We start from the raw sequence: 17,719 nt of genomic DNA on the forward strand, positions 1-17,719 counted from the left end.
GTGGTGACCACGGTCATCCGGATGCTCCCCGAGGCGGTAGTGGACGTGTTCCGGCCATGGCTGCCGGTCCTGGTGAAGCATAAGGGACGAGGTGTGGGCGTCGTTCGGGCCTGTGACCTGTGATCTTTTCGGCGAGCCTGCCGGCGGGGGAGGGGGTGGACGGAAATCGGGTGGCTCATAGACTTCGTCGTTCATACCGTTCTGATTCACTGGGGCGGCTCGGAGGAAGGCGGAGGTCGATTCGTGTCACACCGAGGGCGCCGGTCGCACCTGTATCGGGTGTCCGCGTTCGGGCGCGATCGACGAAGGGGAGCAGCATGACCTTGGGGCCGGCCGGCATCGCTGTGCAGGAGCCGCCGATAGCCGGCGGCCCGTCGCCGGGTAGGCGGCGGGCCGTTCGGTGGACGAAGGGGCGCAAGGCGCTGTTCGGGCTGATCGGCGCTGGGTCGCTGGCGATCGCCGCGATCGGGTTCGTCGGCTCGTACGCGGCGGTGCACTCGCTCGCGGTGCGGAAGGGTTTCGGCTGGTTCGCGCCGGTCTTCCCGCTGGGGGTCGACCTGGGCATCAGCGTGCTGCTGTCGCTGGACTTGGCCTTGACGTGGGTGGGTCTGCGGTTCCCGCTGCTGCGCTACATCGCCTGGCTGCTGACTGCGGCGACCATCAGCTTCAACGCGGCCTCCTCGTGGCCTGACGTGCTGGGCGCCTCGATGCACGCGACGATCCCGCTGCTGTACATCTCGGTGACCGAAGCGGTCCGCCATGCGATCGCCCAGGCGACGGCGATCGAGAACAACGAGTACATGGACACCATCCGGGTCTCCCGGTGGTTCCTTGCGCCGCTGTCGACGTTCGCCATCTGGCGGAGCATGAAGCTGTGGGAGATACGGGAGTACTCGGTCGCCCTGGAGTACTACCAGGCCAAGCGGGAGCTGCGGCAGGACCTGCGCACCCTGCACGGGTGGCGCTGGCGCAGTAAGGCGTCGCTGGCGGAGCTGCGGCCGCTGCGCCGGGCCCGGATCGGGCGGCCGGTACCGAGGGTGGATCTGCTGGCGGGCGAGGCGGGGGCAGCGGCGGGGAGCGTGCTGGAGCCCGAGAGGCTCCAGGCGTCGGCGTTCGCTGATCCCGGGGCCGGTGCGCAGCCTTTTGCGGCACCGGCACCGGCACCGGCACCGGCACCGGCACCGGCACCGGCACCGGCACCGGCACCGGCGGCATCGGTCGCGCCGGCGCCGCCTGGCGGGCCTGTCGGCGCGGCTGCGGGTCTGACGACGTCGGGCGTCGGCACGGCTGAGCAGCTCCTGGCCCCGGTGCCGGGCCGTCCGCAACCGTCTCCGCACGTCATGCAGTCGGCAGCAGGGCCGGAGGCGGTCGGCCCTGACCCGGTCAGCACGGCCGTGGCCGGTGTGTCCCCTGCGGCGGAGGATCCCGCCGGGACCTGGACGGGTAAGGAGGATGCCGCGCCCGGGTCGCCCGGCGGGGAGAAGCTCGCAGAGGCCGGTGCGTCGGGCCGGCGCGAGGAGCCGCCGCCGAGCGCTGCGGGCGAGGTGGAGGCCGGGCAGCGTGGGGAACAGTTTGTGGGGGAGGCGGAGCCGGAGTACGACCCGGAGGACGACGAGAAGCCGGACGACCAGCAGGCTAGCGACGGTGCGGAACGGCCGAAGGTCGATCTGGGGGTTGCCCCGGAGGGCGAGTCGAAGAGGCAGCGTGCCGAGCGGATCTACCTCGCGCACCAGGCGGCGGGCGTCGAGCTGACGCGCCAGGACCTGGGTAAGTGGGCAGGCTATAAGGGCGATGGGTCCGGACGTACCCAGTACGCCGCGCTGGAGCGCAAGCACGGCCCGATTGTCGTGCGCCAGGAGCGGGAGCAGTTGGACGTGGCCTGGCAGAAGCAGCAGGCCGGGGAGGGGGCGGGCGCCCGCTCGTTATCCAGGGCGTAGTCCGTCCGGGCGCTGGTGGTCGGCCCCTCCTGTTCGAGGACTCGAGCCGGCGGGCCGTCGCGTGCCCGGACAGGCCGGGCCGGGGGGTGGCGCGGTTGTCACGTGCCGGTTCCTGTGCCCTGTATGAGCAGGTCACGGGCCACCAGCCGGAAGTAGCGCCGACGGCGTGCTGCGTCCGGAGAATCAGGAAGGGCCCGCCTTCGGCGAATTCCAGCGCCCTTCGTGACGTGCAATCAGTCGGCCGGGATGCCGAGCTGATCGGCCAGGATGCCCCGGGCCACCGCCAGGCCGTGGCCCCGGGGGTCGCTGTAGTCGGAGAGCGGGTTGGGCAGGCGGCCTTCGATGATCGTGTGCACGGCGGAGGGCAGCGGCACCCCGGAGGGTGTTTCGGCCCGGGCGAGGTAGGTGTCCATCCGGTCGTGCGCCTGTGCGGGCAGTAGCCCGGTGACGGCATATGCGGCCTCGTCCAGCGGCCGGTACATGGTGTCGGCAGCGGCCAGCGCGGCAGCCGTTCGCGGCGCGAGCGCCGTACGGAGCGCGTCCGTGTCGGGCGCCAGAGACGAGTCCTCCGCGAGGGCCAGCGCGTAGGCCAGCTCGACTGAGGTATGCCATGCCGTCGCGTGCCGGGGATAGCGCTCGCACACCAGAATCGCGCGGGCGCCGGCGTCCTTGCCCGCGAGACGGAGGTGGTACTCCGAAGGGACCGCGGCCGTAGTGGTCGTCGTCATGACATCGGTCTCCCAAGCTTGCGCGGAGTCTAGGAGCACCACCGGTGCGGCAGCACGGCCTGGCAGCGGGTCGGCTGCGCGACCGCTCGGCGGTGTGGACGCCCGGTCGGCCGTCGGTCGGGCCAGGCAGTGCCGTTCGGCCGCGGCGGTGCAGCGGCTCCGGCGCGGGCGGCGGGTTCTTACGGCTGGGTCAGCAGCCAGGGCCGGATCGGCAAGCAGCGGGAACCGCGCCGGTCCGCCGTCCGTGCGGCTCCGGCCACTGCCTGGGTCCTGGGCCAGCCGTGGAACATCCCGGCGGATCACGAAGCGACCGGGCCGACGGCCTCAACCGGACTGTAGGAGACCAGTGTTCGCGAAGCGGGAGAAGCCGTAGCCGTCCGGATCGGCGGGGCGTCGAGGGCTCCGGGCGGAGGCTGGGTGAGAGTGTGCAGGAGGCGTTGCGCCGCCTCCGCGTCGCCGCGCGCCCGGTGGCCGCCGCCCAGCTTGAGCCGGCTGCGGGTGCTCCGCCAGACCGAGCGCTTCTTCATCAGGCACTCCCAGGCGGCGGGGGAGGCCAACCGCCCGGCGTCCGCCCCGACGCGGAGGCTGTCGGACCGGATCAGCCCGGAGTCGAATGAGGAGTTGTAGGCCAGCAGGACCTTCGGACCGCCGACGGCGGCGGCCAGCTGCTGCACTACCCGGTCCCAGGAGGGGGCGTGCGCGACCATCGAGTCGGTGATCTTGTGGATGGCGGTCGCTTTCGCGGGAATCCGGGTGCCCGGGTGGACGAGGGACTCGAACAGCAGCCGGCTGTCGTGGGCATCCACCGCCGCCACCTCCACGACCCGCGCGTCGGCCTGCAGCCCGGTCGACTCGCAGTCGATCACCACGGCCGCGCCTGGCCGGGTCATCGCGTGCGCCCAGTGCATGGTCTGCCCGACCGGCCCGAGCAGGACCAGACGGCGTGCCTGAAGGGCTCGGGCCAGCCGGCCCGGCAGGAGGGCGGCCACCTCGCCCGCGTACGGCCCGCCGGACGGCAGCGGCGCCCAGTCCACCGTCCAGCGGTCCGCGACCCGGCTGTGCCGCGCCCACGCCTGCACCCCGGCCGACCGCAGCCGGTCGACCAACGCGGTGACCATGGCGGCGCGCTCTGGGGCGGGCCCGGCCAGCTCTGCCCACGGCGACGGACGGCGCGGCGCGGCAGCGGAGGCCCGCTCCCACTCCAGCGGCAGGGCGGCGACGGCCTCCAGCGCGCCGACGGCGAACTGCACAGTGCCCTCAGCGTTCCGGCCGGCGGGCACGAGCAGGCCGGCCTCGACGAGGTAGTCCAGCTCTCTGCGGCGGATGGAGAGCATCCGGGCGCTCTGCTCGGGGCCCAGCGTCCTCGTGGTCCGTACCCGCGGGGCCTGCTGTTCGGCGAAGGCCTCCACCGCGGAACGCCCCCACCGCCCCCGCCGTCCCGGACGCAGGCCCGCATCCGAGGCCGCGGCCTCGAACTGGGAGGGCCGCAGAGCGCAGAGCACCGCGGCTTCGCGCACAGTCACCGAGGCGGCGGTCCACTCCACACGTTCGGCGACCACGGCCCGCAGCCGGTCCACCAGCTGCGGGCCCGGCTCGCGACAGACGGACCCCTCGTACAGGGCCCGCCCCCGCAGCTGCCCGACGTCGGGCAGCAGTCCCTCCTCGGCCAGCCGGTCCACGTCGTCCGCCGCCACCTGGTCGCCGCCGAGCACCTCGCTCAGCACGACGGCCGCACTGCTGGCGACCAGCCCGGCGTGCAGCACTCGTTCACGCCCCCGGGTTTCGCTCATCGCACCTCCCGCACCATGACCTGACCAGCATGGCAAGACCCACCGACAACCCGGTGCGCGGTGTCCGCACCGGCTCGGTGTCAGGCGGAGCCGGTGCCGGCGTCCGTGCGCCCGGCCCGGCGCGGCATGGTGGCGACGAACACGGCCAGCGCGCCGAGTGCGATCACGACCACCACCACGGTGGAGGCGAGGCCGTTCGGGCGGATGAGCCAGGCCGCGATGAGGGCGATGGCGGCGCTGGGCAGGCCGAACAGCAGCGCCCACCGCCGCCAGCGGGCCGCCGCGGGCCGGTCCTCGGCAGCGGGGGAGGGGGCCTTGGCCGGGCCGGTCACGGGATCTCCAATCCGAGCGGGAACACGTCGCCACCCTAGGGCGCGGGGTGACTCGATCGCCGCGGATCACCCGAAAGCGTGACGGCGACGCAGCGACAGTACCGCCGCCGCGCCCGCGAGCCGTAGAGTCACCCTCTCGGCCTACCGCCGCCGGTCGGCCGCTTGAGGGGAGCGCGGGAGAAGGGGGCGCGGCCGTGCGGGAGGCGGATACCACCGGGGAGCGGCCGGCGTGCCGGTCAGTGGACCCCGACGCGTTGTTCGTGGAGGGAGCCGCCCAGAACCGTGCCAAGGCGGTGTGCTTCGGCTGTCCCGTCCGGACCGAATGCCTGGCCGAGGCTCTCGACAACCGCTACGAGTTCGGCGTGTGGGGCGGGATGACCGAGCGGGAGCGGCGGTCGCTGCTCAGACGGCGGCCGAACGTCACCTCGTGGCGCCGCCTGCTGGAGGCGGCCCGCGCCGCTCACGCCCACGGCGCAGCTGTCGGCGGCGGGCCAGAACCGCTGGCAGTGGCGGGCTGACCCGGTGGCGCTCGTCTCCGTCCCCGCCGCCCTTGAGCGCCAGTGGCCTGCCGAACTGCGCACCGCCCGTCTGCTGCTGAGGCCGGTCACCGCGGACGACGCGCCCATCGTCGCGGCGCTGCTGACCGACCTTCAGGTCCGAGCCCACCTCGGCGGGCCGGCCAGCGCGCAGCGGGTGGCCCGGCGACAGCGCGAGTACCCCCGCACACCAGGGACCTGGGCGATTGTCCCCGCCCACGGCGCGGAGGCGATCGGCCTGGTGACGATCACCCCCGACCACCGCTGCGAGGGCCGGGCCGAGCTGTCCTACCAGCTCCTGCCCTCTGCCTGGGGGAGCGGGCTGGGCCAGGAGGCCGCGGGCGCCGCCATCCAGTGGTGGGACCGGGCGGCCCCCGACGCCGGCCCCCTCGTCGCCGTCACCCAGCAGGCCAACCGCCGCTCCCGAAGCCTGCTGGAGTCGGTGGGCATGGTGCTGCTCGACGAATTCGTGGAGTTCGACGAGCAGCAGTGCCTCTACTCCCCGGACGGCGAGGACTCCGCAGCGCGCTGGGCGCGGCTGCACGACAGCCGCCGGGAGGAGGTGGAGCGCCGCCGGGGCGCGCAGATGCGGGCCACCGCCATGGGAGCAGCGCTGCCCGAGGACCTGTCAGCCCTCGACTTCGAAGAACTGATACGGACGTGTCCCGCCCGCCACGGCGCCCACGGGCGGATCTGTGCCCGCACCGCCGACCATGACCCCGAGGAGCCCCACCTCGGCCGGGCCGACGACGGCGGCTGGATCGCCTGGCTCGGCGACGCCGACCACGCCGACCGGTGACCGACACGCCGTACGTCGAGGTCGCTGCCGCCGACGGTGCCTGGACGGCGGCGTTGCGCCTGCCGGACGCGGTCCCGCTCGAGCGGGTTCGGCACGCGCTCACCGATGTGACCCGCACCACCGGCTGGCCGGCGGCCGCCTTCGTGTCGGGACGGGCCGCGGCCGTGACCGACATGCTGCTCTACCGCGACCCCAGCCGCACGCACGGCACCCCGGGCATCGCGGCCTGCCATGCCGCGGTGCGCGCGCTGTCCACGGCGACCGGCTGGAGGGTGCTCGGCAACCCGTCGCCGGGCGGCACCGAGGTCCTGGTGGGCCTCGGGCTGCGCGAAGGCTACGGCCCGGACGCCCGCGAGCACCTGCCCGAGGAGGCCGCGGCCTTCCTTCGAGCGCACAACACCACCGGGTGGCGCTGCCACACCGCGCGGCTGGTCTCCGCCCGCCTCACCCAGGGCCGGGTGCGCTGGTATGAGGAGACCGGTGTCGTCGTGAAGGCCCAGGAGCGGATGCTGCCCGCGATCACGGCGGCAGCCGGCGCCTTCGTCCAGCACCGCTTCACCGTCACGCACTTCCCCCGGCAGCGGACCTACGCCCTCCAGCGCCAAACCGGATGAACCCCGGATCCGGGCGGGACCGACAGCAGTACGATCACGGCGTGACCTGGCCCACAGTCGAGGACGCCCGCGCCCTGCACACCAAACACGCCCCGACACCTGCGGCGTTGGAGCTCATTCACACCCACTGCGAAATCGTCGCGGCGCTCGCCCTGGACCTGGCCGACCGAGGCCGGCTCGACGTCGACCACGACCTGGTGCGCATCGGCGCCCTCGTCCACGACATCGGGGTCTACACCCTCTACCGGCCCGACGGCACGATCACACCCGGCACCTATATCCGGCACGGCGTCGCCGGCCACGCGATCCTCAAGGCCGAAGGCTGGCACGAGCAGATCGCCCGCATCTGCTCGTGCCACACCGGCGTCGGCCTGACCCGCCAGGACATCGAACGCCAGTACCTGCCCATCCCGCCCGGCGACTACACGGCCGTCACCCGCGAGGAGAAGTTGGTGATGTACGCCGACAAGTTCCACACGAAGGCCTCCCCGCCCTCCTTCCTGACCCCCGACGCCTACGCCCGCGATATCGCCCGCTTCGGCGCGGACAAGGAAGAGACCTTCGCCGAGTTGCGCGCCGCGTTCGGCGATCCCGACCTCGAGCCGCTGCGGGCCCGCTACGCCCACGCCCTGCGCTCCGAGTAGCACCCCGCCCATCCCCCCGGCCCAGGAAGCACGTCGCCGGTGGCAGGATGGAGCGCCTCCCGTCAGCGCATTCGAGGAGGCGCCCCGTTGAGATCGACCCCCTACCCGGCCGCGGCCGAGCAGGACTGGGCCCGCCGCGTCGTCGACGAGCTGCACCTGCCGTACCGGACTGACATCGCCGGACTCCTCGCTCTCGTCGGCCGGCGCGTCGGCCGCCCGCTGCTGGTCGTGCCCACGGACGAGCCCGTCGTCAACGGCGCCCTGGAGCACTGGCCCGGCGCCGCTCTCGCCATCCGCGTCACCCGCTACGCCACCGGCGCCCACCGCACCCACCTCATCTGCCGCGGCGCGGCCCGCGCGCTGTACCGCGAGCCGGGAGACCGCGACGGGACGCCGGACCACCGCAGCCCCATCGAGCGCGAGATCGAATGCGCCGCCATGGCCCTGGCCCGGCACATCAGCCCCTCACCCCACCACGGCCATATCCGTTAGGAACGCCCCGCGCCATGCCGTAGAGTCAGGGCACAACGACGCGGGGTGGAGCAGCTCGGTAGCTCGCTGGGCTCATAACCCAGAGGTCGCAGGTTCAAATCCTGTCCCCGCTACTGAAGACACACCGTCCCCCGGCGCCCACGCGCCGGGGGACGGGTCGTTGTGCGGGAAGAACGAACCTGGACCGCCGCTACGGGCGCACCGCCCGGGGCCCGGGCAGCACCACCGCGGCCGCCCCAGCGATGACCGCCCAGGTCCCCGCGCCGGCCAGGAGCGTGACGAGCACCGGGACATGGGCCCCGGTCGCGACGAGGGCGGCGGTCACCACGGCGCTGAGCATGCCCGCGGTGCAGGCGGCATCGGCGTGCAGGGAGCCGCGGACGACGCCCACCTCGACCGCCCAGCGGATCGCGGCCGCGCACCCGACCAGCACCGGCCCGGTCACCATGCCGGCCAGCACCGCCGCCCACCACGGCGCCGGGCTCCCCGCGAGCAGGCCCACCATCACCGCCGCGGCGATGACCAGCGCCAAGAGCACGCCCACCGCCGACAATGGCAGCGCCTCCTGCGAGGCCGCGCCGGCAGCCTCCTGCCGCGTCTCCAGCGCATACCCGGCCCCGACCACGCCGCCCGCCACGACCCCCAGGGCCGCGGCGGCGGGCAGTGGCAGCGGACTGAAGAGCACCAGCTGCCCGCCGACCACCACCGCGTCCAGCACCCCGGCGCGTCCCGCCACCCCGGTGCCGCCGCTCGGCCGGCCCGCCGCCGACGGCAGGGCAGGCGCGCCCGCGGCACCGGCGTCAAGGGCCGTCTCCTCCGCCGTGGCCGCAGTGCCCCGAAGCCGCTCGGCGACCTCGGCGGCGGAGGCGGGGCGCTGTCGCGGCTGCTTGTTGAGCAGGGCCGCCACCAGCGCGCCGAGGGGAGCGGGCACATCAGCGCGGCGCTCCCGCACCGGCGCGGGCTCCCGGCTCGCGTGCTGGCCCAGCACCTGCCATCCCTCCCCCCGGAACGGGGGCGCGCCGGTGAGCAGTTCGTACAGCACGCAGCCGAGCGCGTACAGGTCACTGCGGGGGCTGACCGCCTCACCGCGGGCGTGCTCGGGGGACATGTAGGCGGGGGTGCCGACGACGTTGCCGACGCCGGTCAGCGTGTGCCCGACGGCATCGGCGTCGCGGGCGATCCCGAAGTCGCACAGCTTTACCTCGCCCGAGGCGGTGAGCAGGATGTTGGCGGGCTTGATGTCCCGGTGCACCACGCCGGCCGCGTGTGCGGCCTGCAGGCCGGCGCAGATCTGCAGCCCCCAGCGCACGACGTCCGAGACCGCCGGCCGGCTCGCCGCCGCGACCTGGTCGAGCGGGCGGCCTTCCACGAGCTCCATCACGAGGTACACCACCGCCTGGCCCTCGAGCTGGGCCTCGCCGACATCGTGCACGGCCACGACGTGCCGGTCGTTGATCCGGGCCGCCGCCTTCGCCTCGCGGCGCAGCCGCGCCGCCAGTGCCGCATCGCCGGGCCGGGCGAGCAGCTTCACCGCGACCCGCCGGCCGAGCCGTTCGTCCACCGCGCTCCAGACCTCGCCCATCCCGCCGGCCCCCAGCTGGCCCACCAGCCGGTACCGGCCCGCCAGCGTGGCGCCGCCCATTTCGATCAACTCCCTGCTACATCCTGAAACTGAAGGACCAGGGGGATGTCCCCTGCGGCATCCCACGGTTGACCGATGCCGAACGGCAGCGTACGAAAACAGCCGGCAGCCACCCGGGCGCCGCCAACGCGATCGGACTCCTGGACGTTGCCGGTACGCGACCTGGGAGGCTGGGCATGGACCCCTTGATCGAGGTGTTCACGCGGGCGCGGGACCTGCCGTACGCGACGGACGGCGCCACCACCGGCGAGGAGTTGATGACCGTAGGGCGCGGGAACTGCGTGGCCAAGGCCCAGTTCCTCGTGGCCGCCTTCCACAGCCTGCAGATCGACGCCCGCCTGGTGCGCTGGTTGTACCGGCTGCCCGAGCAGCCGCGTGAAGTCGCGCTCCTGCCGACGCCGTTCGACGTCCACACCGCTCTTGAGGTGCGGCGCGCACACCGGTGGGTGCTCGTCGACGCCACCCACGACCCGGCACTTGCGTCCGCCGGGCTGACCGTGGCCAGTTGGGACGGCGAACAGCCGACGGCGCCCGCCTACGCCCCGGTCGGCCCGGTGTGGCGGGCGGGTGACTGCGCGCCCGAGCCGCGGCTGCCGGTGCTCCCTTCACCGCAGGCGGGCCGCCGCTACCAGCTCGCCTACAACCGCTGGCTCGCCACCGTGCGCGCCGGCCAAGGCGCCGAAGCCGGCGGACGCCGGTTGGACGGGCCCTTGTAGCAGGTGACTTCGGCACTGATCGGGGTTTCACGCCACTTCACGATTCCGCCTCCTGTTCACGCCTCTTCACGCCAGTGACCTCTGTGCCGCTCGTTCCGGCCGCGGTGTGCTGGTCGGGCTTGAGGAATGCGTGTGGACGGCAGGGGAGGGCGTTGCAGTGACTGCGCGTGTGGAGGAGACCGGCGTGTCCGGCCAGGTCACCGCATGGGGTGATATGCCCGAACCTCCTGCGGACCGTCTCACGGGGGAGCCGGCGAAGGCCGCGCAGAACCTCGCGGATCCGCTGCTGCGCGAGGGCTGGGCGACGCTCGTCGGGGTGCTGGGCGAAGGCGGAGCGCTGCGCTTCGCCTGTGAGACCGGGCTGCTGTGGTTGCGACCGGACGTGATCGCGGCCGGAGCGGCCTGGGACGTACTGGAGCGGATCGCCGCCGATGGCTTCGTCCCGGTCGGCGCGTGCCCGGTGCGCCTGGACCGGGGCGGGGTGCGGGCGCTGTGGTGGTGGCAGCTGACACGGGCGACCGCCGAGCGCCTGCTGCTGCTGGAGGCCATGGCGGCGATGGGGCCCGGCCTGCTGGTCCTCTACCGGCACCCGAACGGCGACCCGGCGCGGCGACTGACGCAGCTCAAGGGCCGCAACGACCCCGTGGGCCGGGCCGCGGACTCGCTGCGGTCGGTGGCCGGCAGCCCGAACCGCCTGTTGACGATGGTGCACACCAGCGACGACCCGCTCGACGTCGTCCGGGAGCTCGCGGCATTCCTGCCGTGGCGGGAGCGGGCAGAGCTGGTGGCCTCCGCCTGGGCCTGCAGCCCGGCCGGGGCCCCGGTGCTCGACGCACCCCTCGCGGCGGTGCAGGCGGCCTACCCCGGATGCTCCGCGGACCCGGCCGGGGTCGTCGGGCGGGTGCCGGAGCAGCGGGGGGAGGCGTTCGCTGCGCTGGTCCGCGACGTGGCCGACCCGCGCGTGGCGAAGCGGTGGGCCGCGGTCCGCGCATGGTCGCGCCGGGCCCCGCTGCTGAACGACGGGTCGGTGCGGTGAACGGCGTGTCAGCGGGGCTCGGACTGCTCGGACAGCGTGGTGGCGAGCTTGACCCACCGCTCCAGCAGCGTGGCGGCGGAGCCGCTGTCCACCGCGGCGCGCGCCCGGTCCAGGCCTTCGGCGAAGGCGTCCTCAAACACCGCAGCGTCGGTGACGACGCCGCGGTGGGCGACCAGGGCGCCGGCTGCGTTGGCGAGGACCGCGTCGCGGGCCGCGCCGGGAGCACCGGAGAGGATGGTGTGCACGGCTTTCGCGTTGTAGGCGGCGTCGCCGCCGCGCAGCGCGTCCGGCGCGGGTCGGCCCAGCCCGAAGCGGAGGGTGTCGAACGAGGTCCGCGTCACGCCGCCCGCCGCCGTGGTCGTCCACACGTCCGTGGGTGCGGCGGTGGTGATCTCGTCCAGGCCGTCGTGGCCGCGGACCACCAGGGCGCTTGCGCCGCGCTCGGCGAGCACGGAGGCCAGGACGGGGGCCAGCGCGAGGTTCGAGCAGCCCACCAGGGCCGCACCGGGGCGGGCCGGGTTGGTCAGCGGCGCCAGGTAGTTGATCGCGGTGGGCACGCCCAGGGTGCGCCTGACCGGCGAGGCATGTTTGAGGCCCTGGTGGAAGGCCGGGGCGAAGGTGAAGGCGATACCCAGGTCGCCCAGGCATTGGGCGACCTGCTCCGGCCCCAGGTACAGGGGGATTCCGAGGGCCTCCAGGACGTCGGCGGAGCCGGCTTTGCTGGACACGGAGCGCCCGCCGTTCTTGACTACCGGTGCGCCGGCGGCGGCCGTGACGACCGCGGCCATGGTGGAGATGTTCACGGTGTGCGCGCCGTCGCCGCCGGTGCCCACGATGTCGACGACATCCGTTCCCTCGACCGGCAGGGGCACGACCCGGTCCATCAGGGCGTCCAGGAGGCCGGAGATCTCGGCGGCGGTCTCGCCCTTGGCACGCAGAGCGACGAGGAACCCGGCGAAGGCGGCGGGCTCGTGGGCGTCGTTCATGACCTCGCCCATGGCCCATCGGGTGTCGTCCGCGGTCAGGTCCTCGCCGCGCAGGAGCGTGGCGAGGAGCTGCGGCCAGGTGCGGACGGCGGGTGCGGTCACAGGGTTCTCCTCGGTGCGGCCCGCGGGCGCTCGCCGCGCCGGGCCGACGGTCTGCTTCGGGCTCCGAGCCTAGCGAGTCGCGGGCGCGTGCACCGGGGGTTCGCCGGGACGGGGGCGATGGCGTGGACGCGGTGACCGTGGACCAGGCCGCCGCGCGGGCAGCGGCACAGCGCGCGGCTGCGGTGGCCGGCGGCGGGGTGAAGGGCGACGGCGGGCTGGTGCTGGTGATCGGCGGCTCGCGCGCCTATGCCGCGCCGCCGTTCCTGGCCGGCCTGGCCGCGCGCCGCACCGGGGTGCACGGCGTGCGGATCGCCGCGCCGCCGGGACCGGCAGCCGCGCACGTCGTGCTGGAGGCGCACCTGATCGGGGTGCCGGGCCCGGAGCTGGACGCCGCCGCCGTGGCAACGGTCGCCGAGCTGTCGGCCCGCATCGGCGAGCGCCTGACGGCGGACGGCGCCCGCGGTCGGCTGGTGTGGCTGGTCGGCCCGGGCCTGGGCGGCAGCCCGCAGGCCGGCCAGGTCCTCGACGCCCTGGTCGAGGCCCGCTGGCAGGACCGGTCCGCGGCGCTGGTGGTCGACGGGTCGCTCGGCGGCGGCCCCGCGGCCCGGTGCCGCATCCGGGCGCTGGGCGCCGACCTGGTCCTCCTCAACCGCCACGAGGCCCGCGCGCTGCTGCCCGGCTCCTGGCCGCCCGGCCGCGACGCCGCTCCCGACGCGGTGCGGCTGGCCGGGCTGGCCCGCGAGATGGAGGCGGTCGTGGTGGCCAAGGGGGACGTGGACCGGATCACCGACGGCACCCGGGCCTGGCAGGTGCCGGCCGGGCATCCGGGGCTGGCCCGCCACGGGACCGGTGACGTGCTGGCCGGCGTCGCGGCCGGCCTGCTCGCCCAGAGGCTCCCGGCCGCGGACGCCGCGGGGTTGGCCTGCCACCTGGTGGGCACCGCTGGCGCCGCGCTGGCCGCCGAGGTCGGCCCGGGCTGGCTCTCGAAGGACCTCCTGGTCGCGGTCGCCACCGCCCTGCGAGACCTGCTGACCGCCGCCGTCGGCGCGCCCGACCGTCCGGCCTGACCGCGGTCCCGGCCGCCCCCACACCCGCTTCGTCGTTCCAGATTCCGAGTGGAGATCGTGATGACCGCTGTCCAAGAACACCCCGCCCCCGCCGGAGAGCAGACCCTGGAAGCCCTCTGCCGTCTGGCTGCCGAGCACCGCGAGCACGGGGAGCGCCACGGCACGCTGCACCCGACGGTGTGGCGGGCGGTGACCGAGTCCGTGGTGCCGCGCGTCGCGGTGCCCGCCCAGTGCGCCGGACTTCAGTGGCCGGTGCCGCGCATCCTGGACGCGGTGCACCTGGTTGCGGCCGCAGACCCGGCGGCCGGGTGGGTCGCCGCGATCCACGCCCCGGCCGGCGCGTTCCTCTCCCGCCTCGACCCTGCGATCGCCCTGGGCCTGGCCGGCTCCCGCCCGGTGATCGCCGGATCCTCCCTGCCCGTCGGTTCCACCGAGCAGCACGAGGGGGGTGTCCGCCTGAACGGCCGCTGGCCGCTGGTCACCGGGGCCCCGGCTATGACGCTGGCCGCGCTCGCCGCCCCCGTGCACGGTCCGGACGACGGTGTGGCGGCCACCCGCTGGTGGCTGGTCCCGCGCCGTCAGTTGACGATCGAGGAGGACTGGGACGCCCTGGGCCTGCGCGGCTCCGCCTCCTTCACCGTGGCCTGCGCCACCGACGTGCCCTTCGAACACGGCATCTGCCTGACCGAGGAGCCCCACGTCGACGCGCCGCTGTTCCGCTACCCGCTCTACGGGCTGATGGCCGGGTGCATCGCCGCGGTGGCGCAGGCGACCGCCGAGCGGGCCCTGAACGCCTTCTCCCGGCTGGCCGCCCGCTCCCACACCCGGCACGCGGTCGGCACGCTCGCCGAACAGCCGATGGCCCAGGCGGCGTTCGCCCGCGCGGACGGCCGGCTGCGCGCCGCGACCGCCCTGCTGGACAGCGCCACCACAGCCGCCTGGAACAGCGCCCTGGCCGGGCAGGTGCCCGACGACGTGCGGGCGCTGCTGCGCTCGGCCTGCTGCCAGATGGCCGAGGCCGCCGAGCACGTGTGCCGGGACCTGTTCGACGCCGCCGGCACCGCGGCCGTCCACCGCGCCAGCGGCCTGGAGGGCTGCTGGCGCGACGCCGTGACGATCTCCCGCCACGCCCTGGTCGCCCACCGGGGCCGCCAGCTCGCCGGCGCGTACGAGCTGACCACGGCCGCGGCGAAGGACCTGTGATGGCCGACCGGGACCGGATCTTGCAGTGCTTCCTCGGCCAGCCCGGCGAGCAGCCCGCCACCGTCGACCTCGACGGCACCGTCTGGACCTTCGACCAGGTCCTCGGCCGCGCCCTGGCGGTGGCCCAACAGCTTCGCGCCCGCGCCCAGGTGGCCGGCCGCGTGGTGCTGCTGCGCACCGGGCCGACCCCACTGTTCAGCGTCGCCGACCTGGCGGTGCTCCTGGCCGGCGGCGTGCCCGCGGTCCTGCCCGACCTCACCGGGCAGCAACTGGCCGCGGTGTGGCGGGTCCTCGACCCGGCCGCCGTCATCGACACCACTGCCCCACCCACTGACACGGCGGGCAGCGATCCGCTCGCCGACGCCGTCCGGCGGACCGGCACGCTCCTGCTGCGGGTGGACGAGGCCGGCTACCGGCCGACCGGAACGCCGGTGCAGTGGCGGGCGGTTGCCCGCCGCTGGGCCGCGGCCCGGCTGGAGCAAGCCGCGGCGGTCGTCTTCACCTCCGGTACCACCGGCGCCCCGCGCTCGGCCGTCCTCGGCGACGCGGCGCTGGTGCGCGGCGTGCGCGCCTGGAGCGCTCAGTGGACCCACCGGCCGGTCCGCACCCTGGCCTACCTGCCGGTCTCCCACGTCGCCCAAAGGATCATGGGACACACCCTGATGTGCCTGTACGGCACCACCGTGGTGGCCTCCACTCCCGACCGCGTCGCCGAGGACCTGGTCGCCCACCGGCCGGACACGCTGCTGGGCGTCCCCCAGGTCTGGGCCCGCCTGGCCGACGGTGTGCATGACGCCGACCTGCGTACGGCGCTGTCCGGCGTGCGCGCGGCGGTCAACGGCGCTGCCGCCCTGGACCGGACGGTCGCCGCCGAGCTCACGCAGCACACCGGGCTGCGGATCATGGGCGCCTACGGGGCGACGGAGACCACCGCCCCGGCCTTCCACAGCCACGACGCGGCGCAGCCGGGGCTGGGCCAGCCGGTCGGCGTCGACTTCCACGTCACCGCCGACGGCGAGCTGCGGCTGCGCGGGCCGAACCTGGCGACCGGGTACGTCGACTGCTGGCCGCACCTTCGGCCGGTCACCGGCCGCGACGGCTGGCTGCGCACCGGCGACCTCGTGCGCGTCACGGCCGACGGCGAGCTCCACCTCGCCGGCCGCCTCGCCTCGTCGTTCAAGACGGACCGCGGCGAGATGATCAGCCCCGAGCCGGTGGAGGCGCACCTGCTCACCCACCCGGACGTGGCCGCCGCGTGCCTGCTCGGCCCCGGCCTGCCGCGTGCCGTCGCCCTGGTCTGCGCCCCCCGCGCCGCCGCCTGGAGCCCGCAGCGGATCGCCGCGCTCGAAGACGACCTCCTCGCGCGCGCCGAGGAAGCCCGGCGCCGTGGCGAGGTGCCCTGGTCCGACCTGGCGGCCGTCCGCGTCCTGCCTGAGCCCTGGCCCGACCTCGGGCTGGTCACCAGCACCGGCAAACCGCGCCGCACGGCGATCGCCGATCGCTACCGCCACCTCCTCACCCTCCCGGAGCGCACCCGTGTCCCCGCATGACCCCCAGCCCGACCAGCCCGACCAGACCGAACGGCCTGTCTTGTGCGTCGACATGGGCGGCGTGTTCTTCAGCTACAGCTTCCTGTCCGCGCTCGCCGCATGGGCGGACGCGGCCGGCATGGATGCCGACCAGTTGCGGGAGCGCTGGCAGATCGACGGCCCCTTCGACGCCTTCGAACGCGGCGAGATCGCCCCCGCCGACTACCTCGGCCACCTGCGCCAGCGCCTGGGCCTGCACCGCTTGAGCGACGAGCAGATCGCCGCCGGCTGGAACGCCATCTACCACGGGGCCGACACCGACCTGGTCCAACTTCTGGGCCGCGCTGAGGTCCGCGCCCGCTTCCACCGCATCGTCGGCGTCTCCAACACCAACACCCTGCACGCCGACTTCTGGCGCGCGCTGTACCGCGACCAGCTCCCGGTCCTGGAGACCGTGCACTGCTCCCACGAGATCGGCGCGACAAAGCCGAAGGCGGCGTTCTTCGACCACGTCGCCTCCGAGCACGGCGTCGCCCGCAGCCGGCTCGTCCTGGTCGACGACATCGCCGAGGTCACCGCCGCCGCGACCGGCCTGGGCCTGCGCGCCCACCACTACCAGGGCGCCGCCGGCCTCGCGGCCTACCTGAACACCCTCTGATCCTTCCGCCCCACACCCAGGGAGCCCTGCTGTGGAACTGCTGATCACCGGAGCCGCCGGCTTCATCGGCTCCGCCCTCACCGGCGCGCTGCGCAGCGCCGGGCACACCGTCACCGCAGTCGACGACCTGTCGGTCACCTCGCCGCGCCCGCGCCCCGACGGCCTCCAGGTCCGCGACGTCCGCGACCTGATCCCCGCCGACCTCGACGGCTGCGACACCGTCGTGCACCTGGCCGCGCACAAGTCCGTGCCCGAGAGCTTCGAGGTCGGCGGGTTCGAGCACAACGTCGCCGTCGACCGGCACGTCATCCACGCCTTCGCCGCCTCGCGCGCCCGGCGCCTGCTGCTGGCCTCCTCCTGCGAGGTCTACGGCCAGCAGACCGGCCCGCTCGCCGAGCACGCCCCACACGCTCCCCGCTCCCCGTACGCCGCCGGGAAGGCGGCCACCGAGCACCTGGCCGACATCTACCGCTCCCGCCTTCAGGCCGGCCGCCAGCTCGGGATCGTGCGGTTCTTCAACACCTTCGGCCCTCACGAGGACCCCGACGCCGTCGTCCCCGCCTTCCTGGACGAGGCCGCCGCCGACCGGCCGCTGACGATCGAGGGCGACGGTGCCCAGGCAAGGGACCTCACCCACATCGACGACGCGGTCACCATCCTGGCCCGCATCCTGGCCGGACCGACGCTGCTGCCCGTCGTCAACTGCGGCTCCGGACACGCGATCTCGGTCCGCGACCTCGCCCAGGCCGTCATCCGAGCCGCTGGCCGCGGCACGATCACCCACACCGCCGCCCGCCCCAACGAGATCGCCTCCTTCACCGCGGACATGGGCCTGTTCACCCGCGTGTACGGGCCAGCCACGCACCGGCCGCTGGAGCAGGCCCTGGCCGACACCCTCAAGGAGCGCC

Annotated in this window: 18 protein-coding genes and 1 tRNA gene; 14 read left to right on the plus strand and 5 right to left on the minus strand. The window is 74.7% G+C overall.

Annotation, left to right across the window (positions count from 1 at the left end; translation table 11 throughout):
- The first annotated feature begins 317 nt into the window (after positions 1-317).
- Complete coding sequence (locus AC13HU_RS11165; RefSeq protein WP_483041643.1) at positions 318-1,937, plus strand: DUF2637 domain-containing protein; 1,620 nt, start codon at positions 318-320, stop codon at positions 1,935-1,937.
- A gap of 233 nt (positions 1,938-2,170) precedes the next feature.
- Here AC13HU_RS11165 and AC13HU_RS11170 read toward each other — a convergent pair whose 3' ends face one another.
- From AC13HU_RS11170 to AC13HU_RS11180, 3 genes are all read right to left on the minus strand, one after another.
- On the minus strand, positions 2,171-2,665 hold the full coding sequence (locus AC13HU_RS11170; RefSeq protein ID WP_483041644.1) for a hypothetical protein: 495 nt from the start codon (positions 2,663-2,665) through the stop codon (positions 2,171-2,173).
- Positions 2,666-2,964: 299 nt separating this feature from the next.
- Positions 2,965-4,455 (minus strand): 3'-5' exonuclease, encoded by a 1,491-nt coding sequence (locus AC13HU_RS11175; protein WP_483041645.1) that lies wholly within the window; start codon positions 4,453-4,455, stop codon positions 2,965-2,967.
- Positions 4,456-4,535: 80 nt separating this feature from the next.
- A complete protein-coding gene (locus AC13HU_RS11180) occupies positions 4,536-4,787 on the minus strand; it encodes a hypothetical protein (protein WP_483041646.1) in 252 nt (83 codons plus the stop codon).
- Between the two features lie 194 nt (positions 4,788-4,981).
- Between AC13HU_RS11180 and AC13HU_RS11185 the strand changes: the two genes are divergently transcribed.
- The 6 genes from AC13HU_RS11185 to AC13HU_RS11210 all read left to right on the plus strand — a co-directional run bounded on the left by AC13HU_RS11185 (position 4,982) and on the right by AC13HU_RS11210 (position 7,985).
- Entirely contained in the window at positions 4,982-5,305 is a 324-nt protein-coding gene (locus tag AC13HU_RS11185; RefSeq protein WP_483041647.1) for a WhiB family transcriptional regulator, read from the plus strand.
- A gap of 4 nt (positions 5,306-5,309) precedes the next feature.
- Positions 5,310-6,122, plus strand: a complete 813-nt coding sequence (locus AC13HU_RS11190) for a GNAT family N-acetyltransferase (protein ID WP_483041648.1) — start codon at positions 5,310-5,312, stop codon at positions 6,120-6,122.
- Positions 6,119-6,736 (plus strand): hypothetical protein, encoded by a 618-nt coding sequence (locus tag AC13HU_RS11195; protein WP_483041649.1) that lies wholly within the window; start codon positions 6,119-6,121, stop codon positions 6,734-6,736. The genes AC13HU_RS11190 and AC13HU_RS11195 overlap by 4 nt, the downstream gene beginning before the upstream one ends.
- A gap of 41 nt (positions 6,737-6,777) precedes the next feature.
- Positions 6,778-7,380, plus strand: coding sequence for an HD domain-containing protein (locus AC13HU_RS11200; RefSeq protein ID WP_483041650.1), 603 nt, complete (start codon positions 6,778-6,780; stop codon positions 7,378-7,380).
- A gap of 87 nt (positions 7,381-7,467) precedes the next feature.
- Positions 7,468-7,872 (plus strand): hypothetical protein, encoded by a 405-nt coding sequence (locus AC13HU_RS11205; RefSeq protein WP_483041651.1) that lies wholly within the window; start codon positions 7,468-7,470, stop codon positions 7,870-7,872.
- A 39-nt stretch (positions 7,873-7,911) separates the two neighbouring features.
- A tRNA-Met gene (locus AC13HU_RS11210) sits at positions 7,912-7,985 on the plus strand.
- Between the two features lie 77 nt (positions 7,986-8,062).
- Here AC13HU_RS11210 and AC13HU_RS11215 read toward each other — a convergent pair.
- Positions 8,063-9,514, minus strand: a complete 1,452-nt coding sequence (locus AC13HU_RS11215) for a serine/threonine-protein kinase (RefSeq protein ID WP_483041652.1) — start codon at positions 9,512-9,514, stop codon at positions 8,063-8,065.
- A gap of 176 nt (positions 9,515-9,690) precedes the next feature.
- Between AC13HU_RS11215 and AC13HU_RS11220 the strand changes: the two genes are divergently transcribed.
- Together AC13HU_RS11220 and AC13HU_RS11225 are read left to right on the plus strand one after the other, a co-directional pair.
- Entirely contained in the window at positions 9,691-10,230 is a 540-nt protein-coding gene (locus tag AC13HU_RS11220) for a transglutaminase domain-containing protein (protein WP_483041653.1), read from the plus strand.
- A gap of 157 nt (positions 10,231-10,387) precedes the next feature.
- Positions 10,388-11,266 carry a hypothetical protein gene (locus AC13HU_RS11225; RefSeq protein WP_483041654.1) on the plus strand — a complete coding sequence of 293 codons (879 nt, stop codon included), beginning with the start codon at positions 10,388-10,390 and terminating at the stop codon, positions 11,264-11,266.
- Between the two features lie 8 nt (positions 11,267-11,274).
- Here the strand turns inward: AC13HU_RS11225 and trpD are convergent, their stop codons facing one another.
- Entirely contained in the window at positions 11,275-12,354 is a 1,080-nt protein-coding gene (gene trpD / locus AC13HU_RS11230; protein WP_483041655.1) for an anthranilate phosphoribosyltransferase, read from the minus strand.
- 122 nt (positions 12,355-12,476) lie between these two features.
- Here trpD and AC13HU_RS11235 point away from each other — a divergent pair, with 122 nt between their 5' ends.
- The 5 genes from AC13HU_RS11235 to AC13HU_RS11255 all read left to right on the plus strand — a co-directional run.
- Entirely contained in the window at positions 12,477-13,421 is a 945-nt protein-coding gene (locus tag AC13HU_RS11235) for an ADP-dependent NAD(P)H-hydrate dehydratase (RefSeq protein ID WP_483041656.1), read from the plus strand.
- 60 nt (positions 13,422-13,481) lie between these two features.
- Positions 13,482-14,624, plus strand: coding sequence for an acyl-CoA dehydrogenase family protein (locus tag AC13HU_RS11240; RefSeq protein ID WP_483041657.1), 1,143 nt, complete (start codon positions 13,482-13,484; stop codon positions 14,622-14,624).
- On the plus strand, positions 14,624-16,174 hold the full coding sequence (locus tag AC13HU_RS11245) for an AMP-binding protein (protein WP_483041658.1): 1,551 nt from the start codon (positions 14,624-14,626) through the stop codon (positions 16,172-16,174). Before AC13HU_RS11240 ends, AC13HU_RS11245 begins: the two co-directional genes overlap by 1 nt.
- The gene (locus AC13HU_RS11250; protein WP_483041659.1) at positions 16,161-16,811 is read left to right on the plus strand and encodes an HAD family hydrolase; all 651 of its coding nucleotides are present in this window, start codon (positions 16,161-16,163) and stop codon (positions 16,809-16,811) included. Before AC13HU_RS11245 ends, AC13HU_RS11250 begins: the two co-directional genes overlap by 14 nt.
- 31 nt (positions 16,812-16,842) lie before the next feature.
- The coding region (locus AC13HU_RS11255) for an NAD-dependent epimerase/dehydratase family protein (RefSeq protein ID WP_483041660.1) at positions 16,843-17,719 on the plus strand (877 nt) is incomplete at its 3' end.

Source organism: Streptomyces sp. NH27 (assembly GCF_056859195.1).

Coding starts and splice junctions, on each gene's coding strand:
- AC13HU_RS11165 (WP_483041643.1), top strand. CDS start 318: ATGACCTTGGGGCCGGCCGGCATCGCTGTGCAGGAGCCGCCGATAGCC.
- AC13HU_RS11170 (WP_483041644.1), bottom strand. CDS start 2,665: ATGACGACGACCACTACGGCCGCGGTCCCTTCGGAGTACCACCTCCGT.
- AC13HU_RS11175 (WP_483041645.1), bottom strand. CDS start 4,455: ATGAGCGAAACCCGGGGGCGTGAACGAGTGCTGCACGCCGGGCTGGTC.
- AC13HU_RS11215 (WP_483041652.1), bottom strand. CDS start 9,514: ATGGGCGGCGCCACGCTGGCGGGCCGGTACCGGCTGGTGGGCCAGCTG.
- AC13HU_RS11220 (WP_483041653.1), top strand. CDS start 9,691: ATGGACCCCTTGATCGAGGTGTTCACGCGGGCGCGGGACCTGCCGTAC.
- AC13HU_RS11240 (WP_483041657.1), top strand. CDS start 13,482: ATGACCGCTGTCCAAGAACACCCCGCCCCCGCCGGAGAGCAGACCCTG.
- AC13HU_RS11245 (WP_483041658.1), top strand. CDS start 14,624: ATGGCCGACCGGGACCGGATCTTGCAGTGCTTCCTCGGCCAGCCCGGC.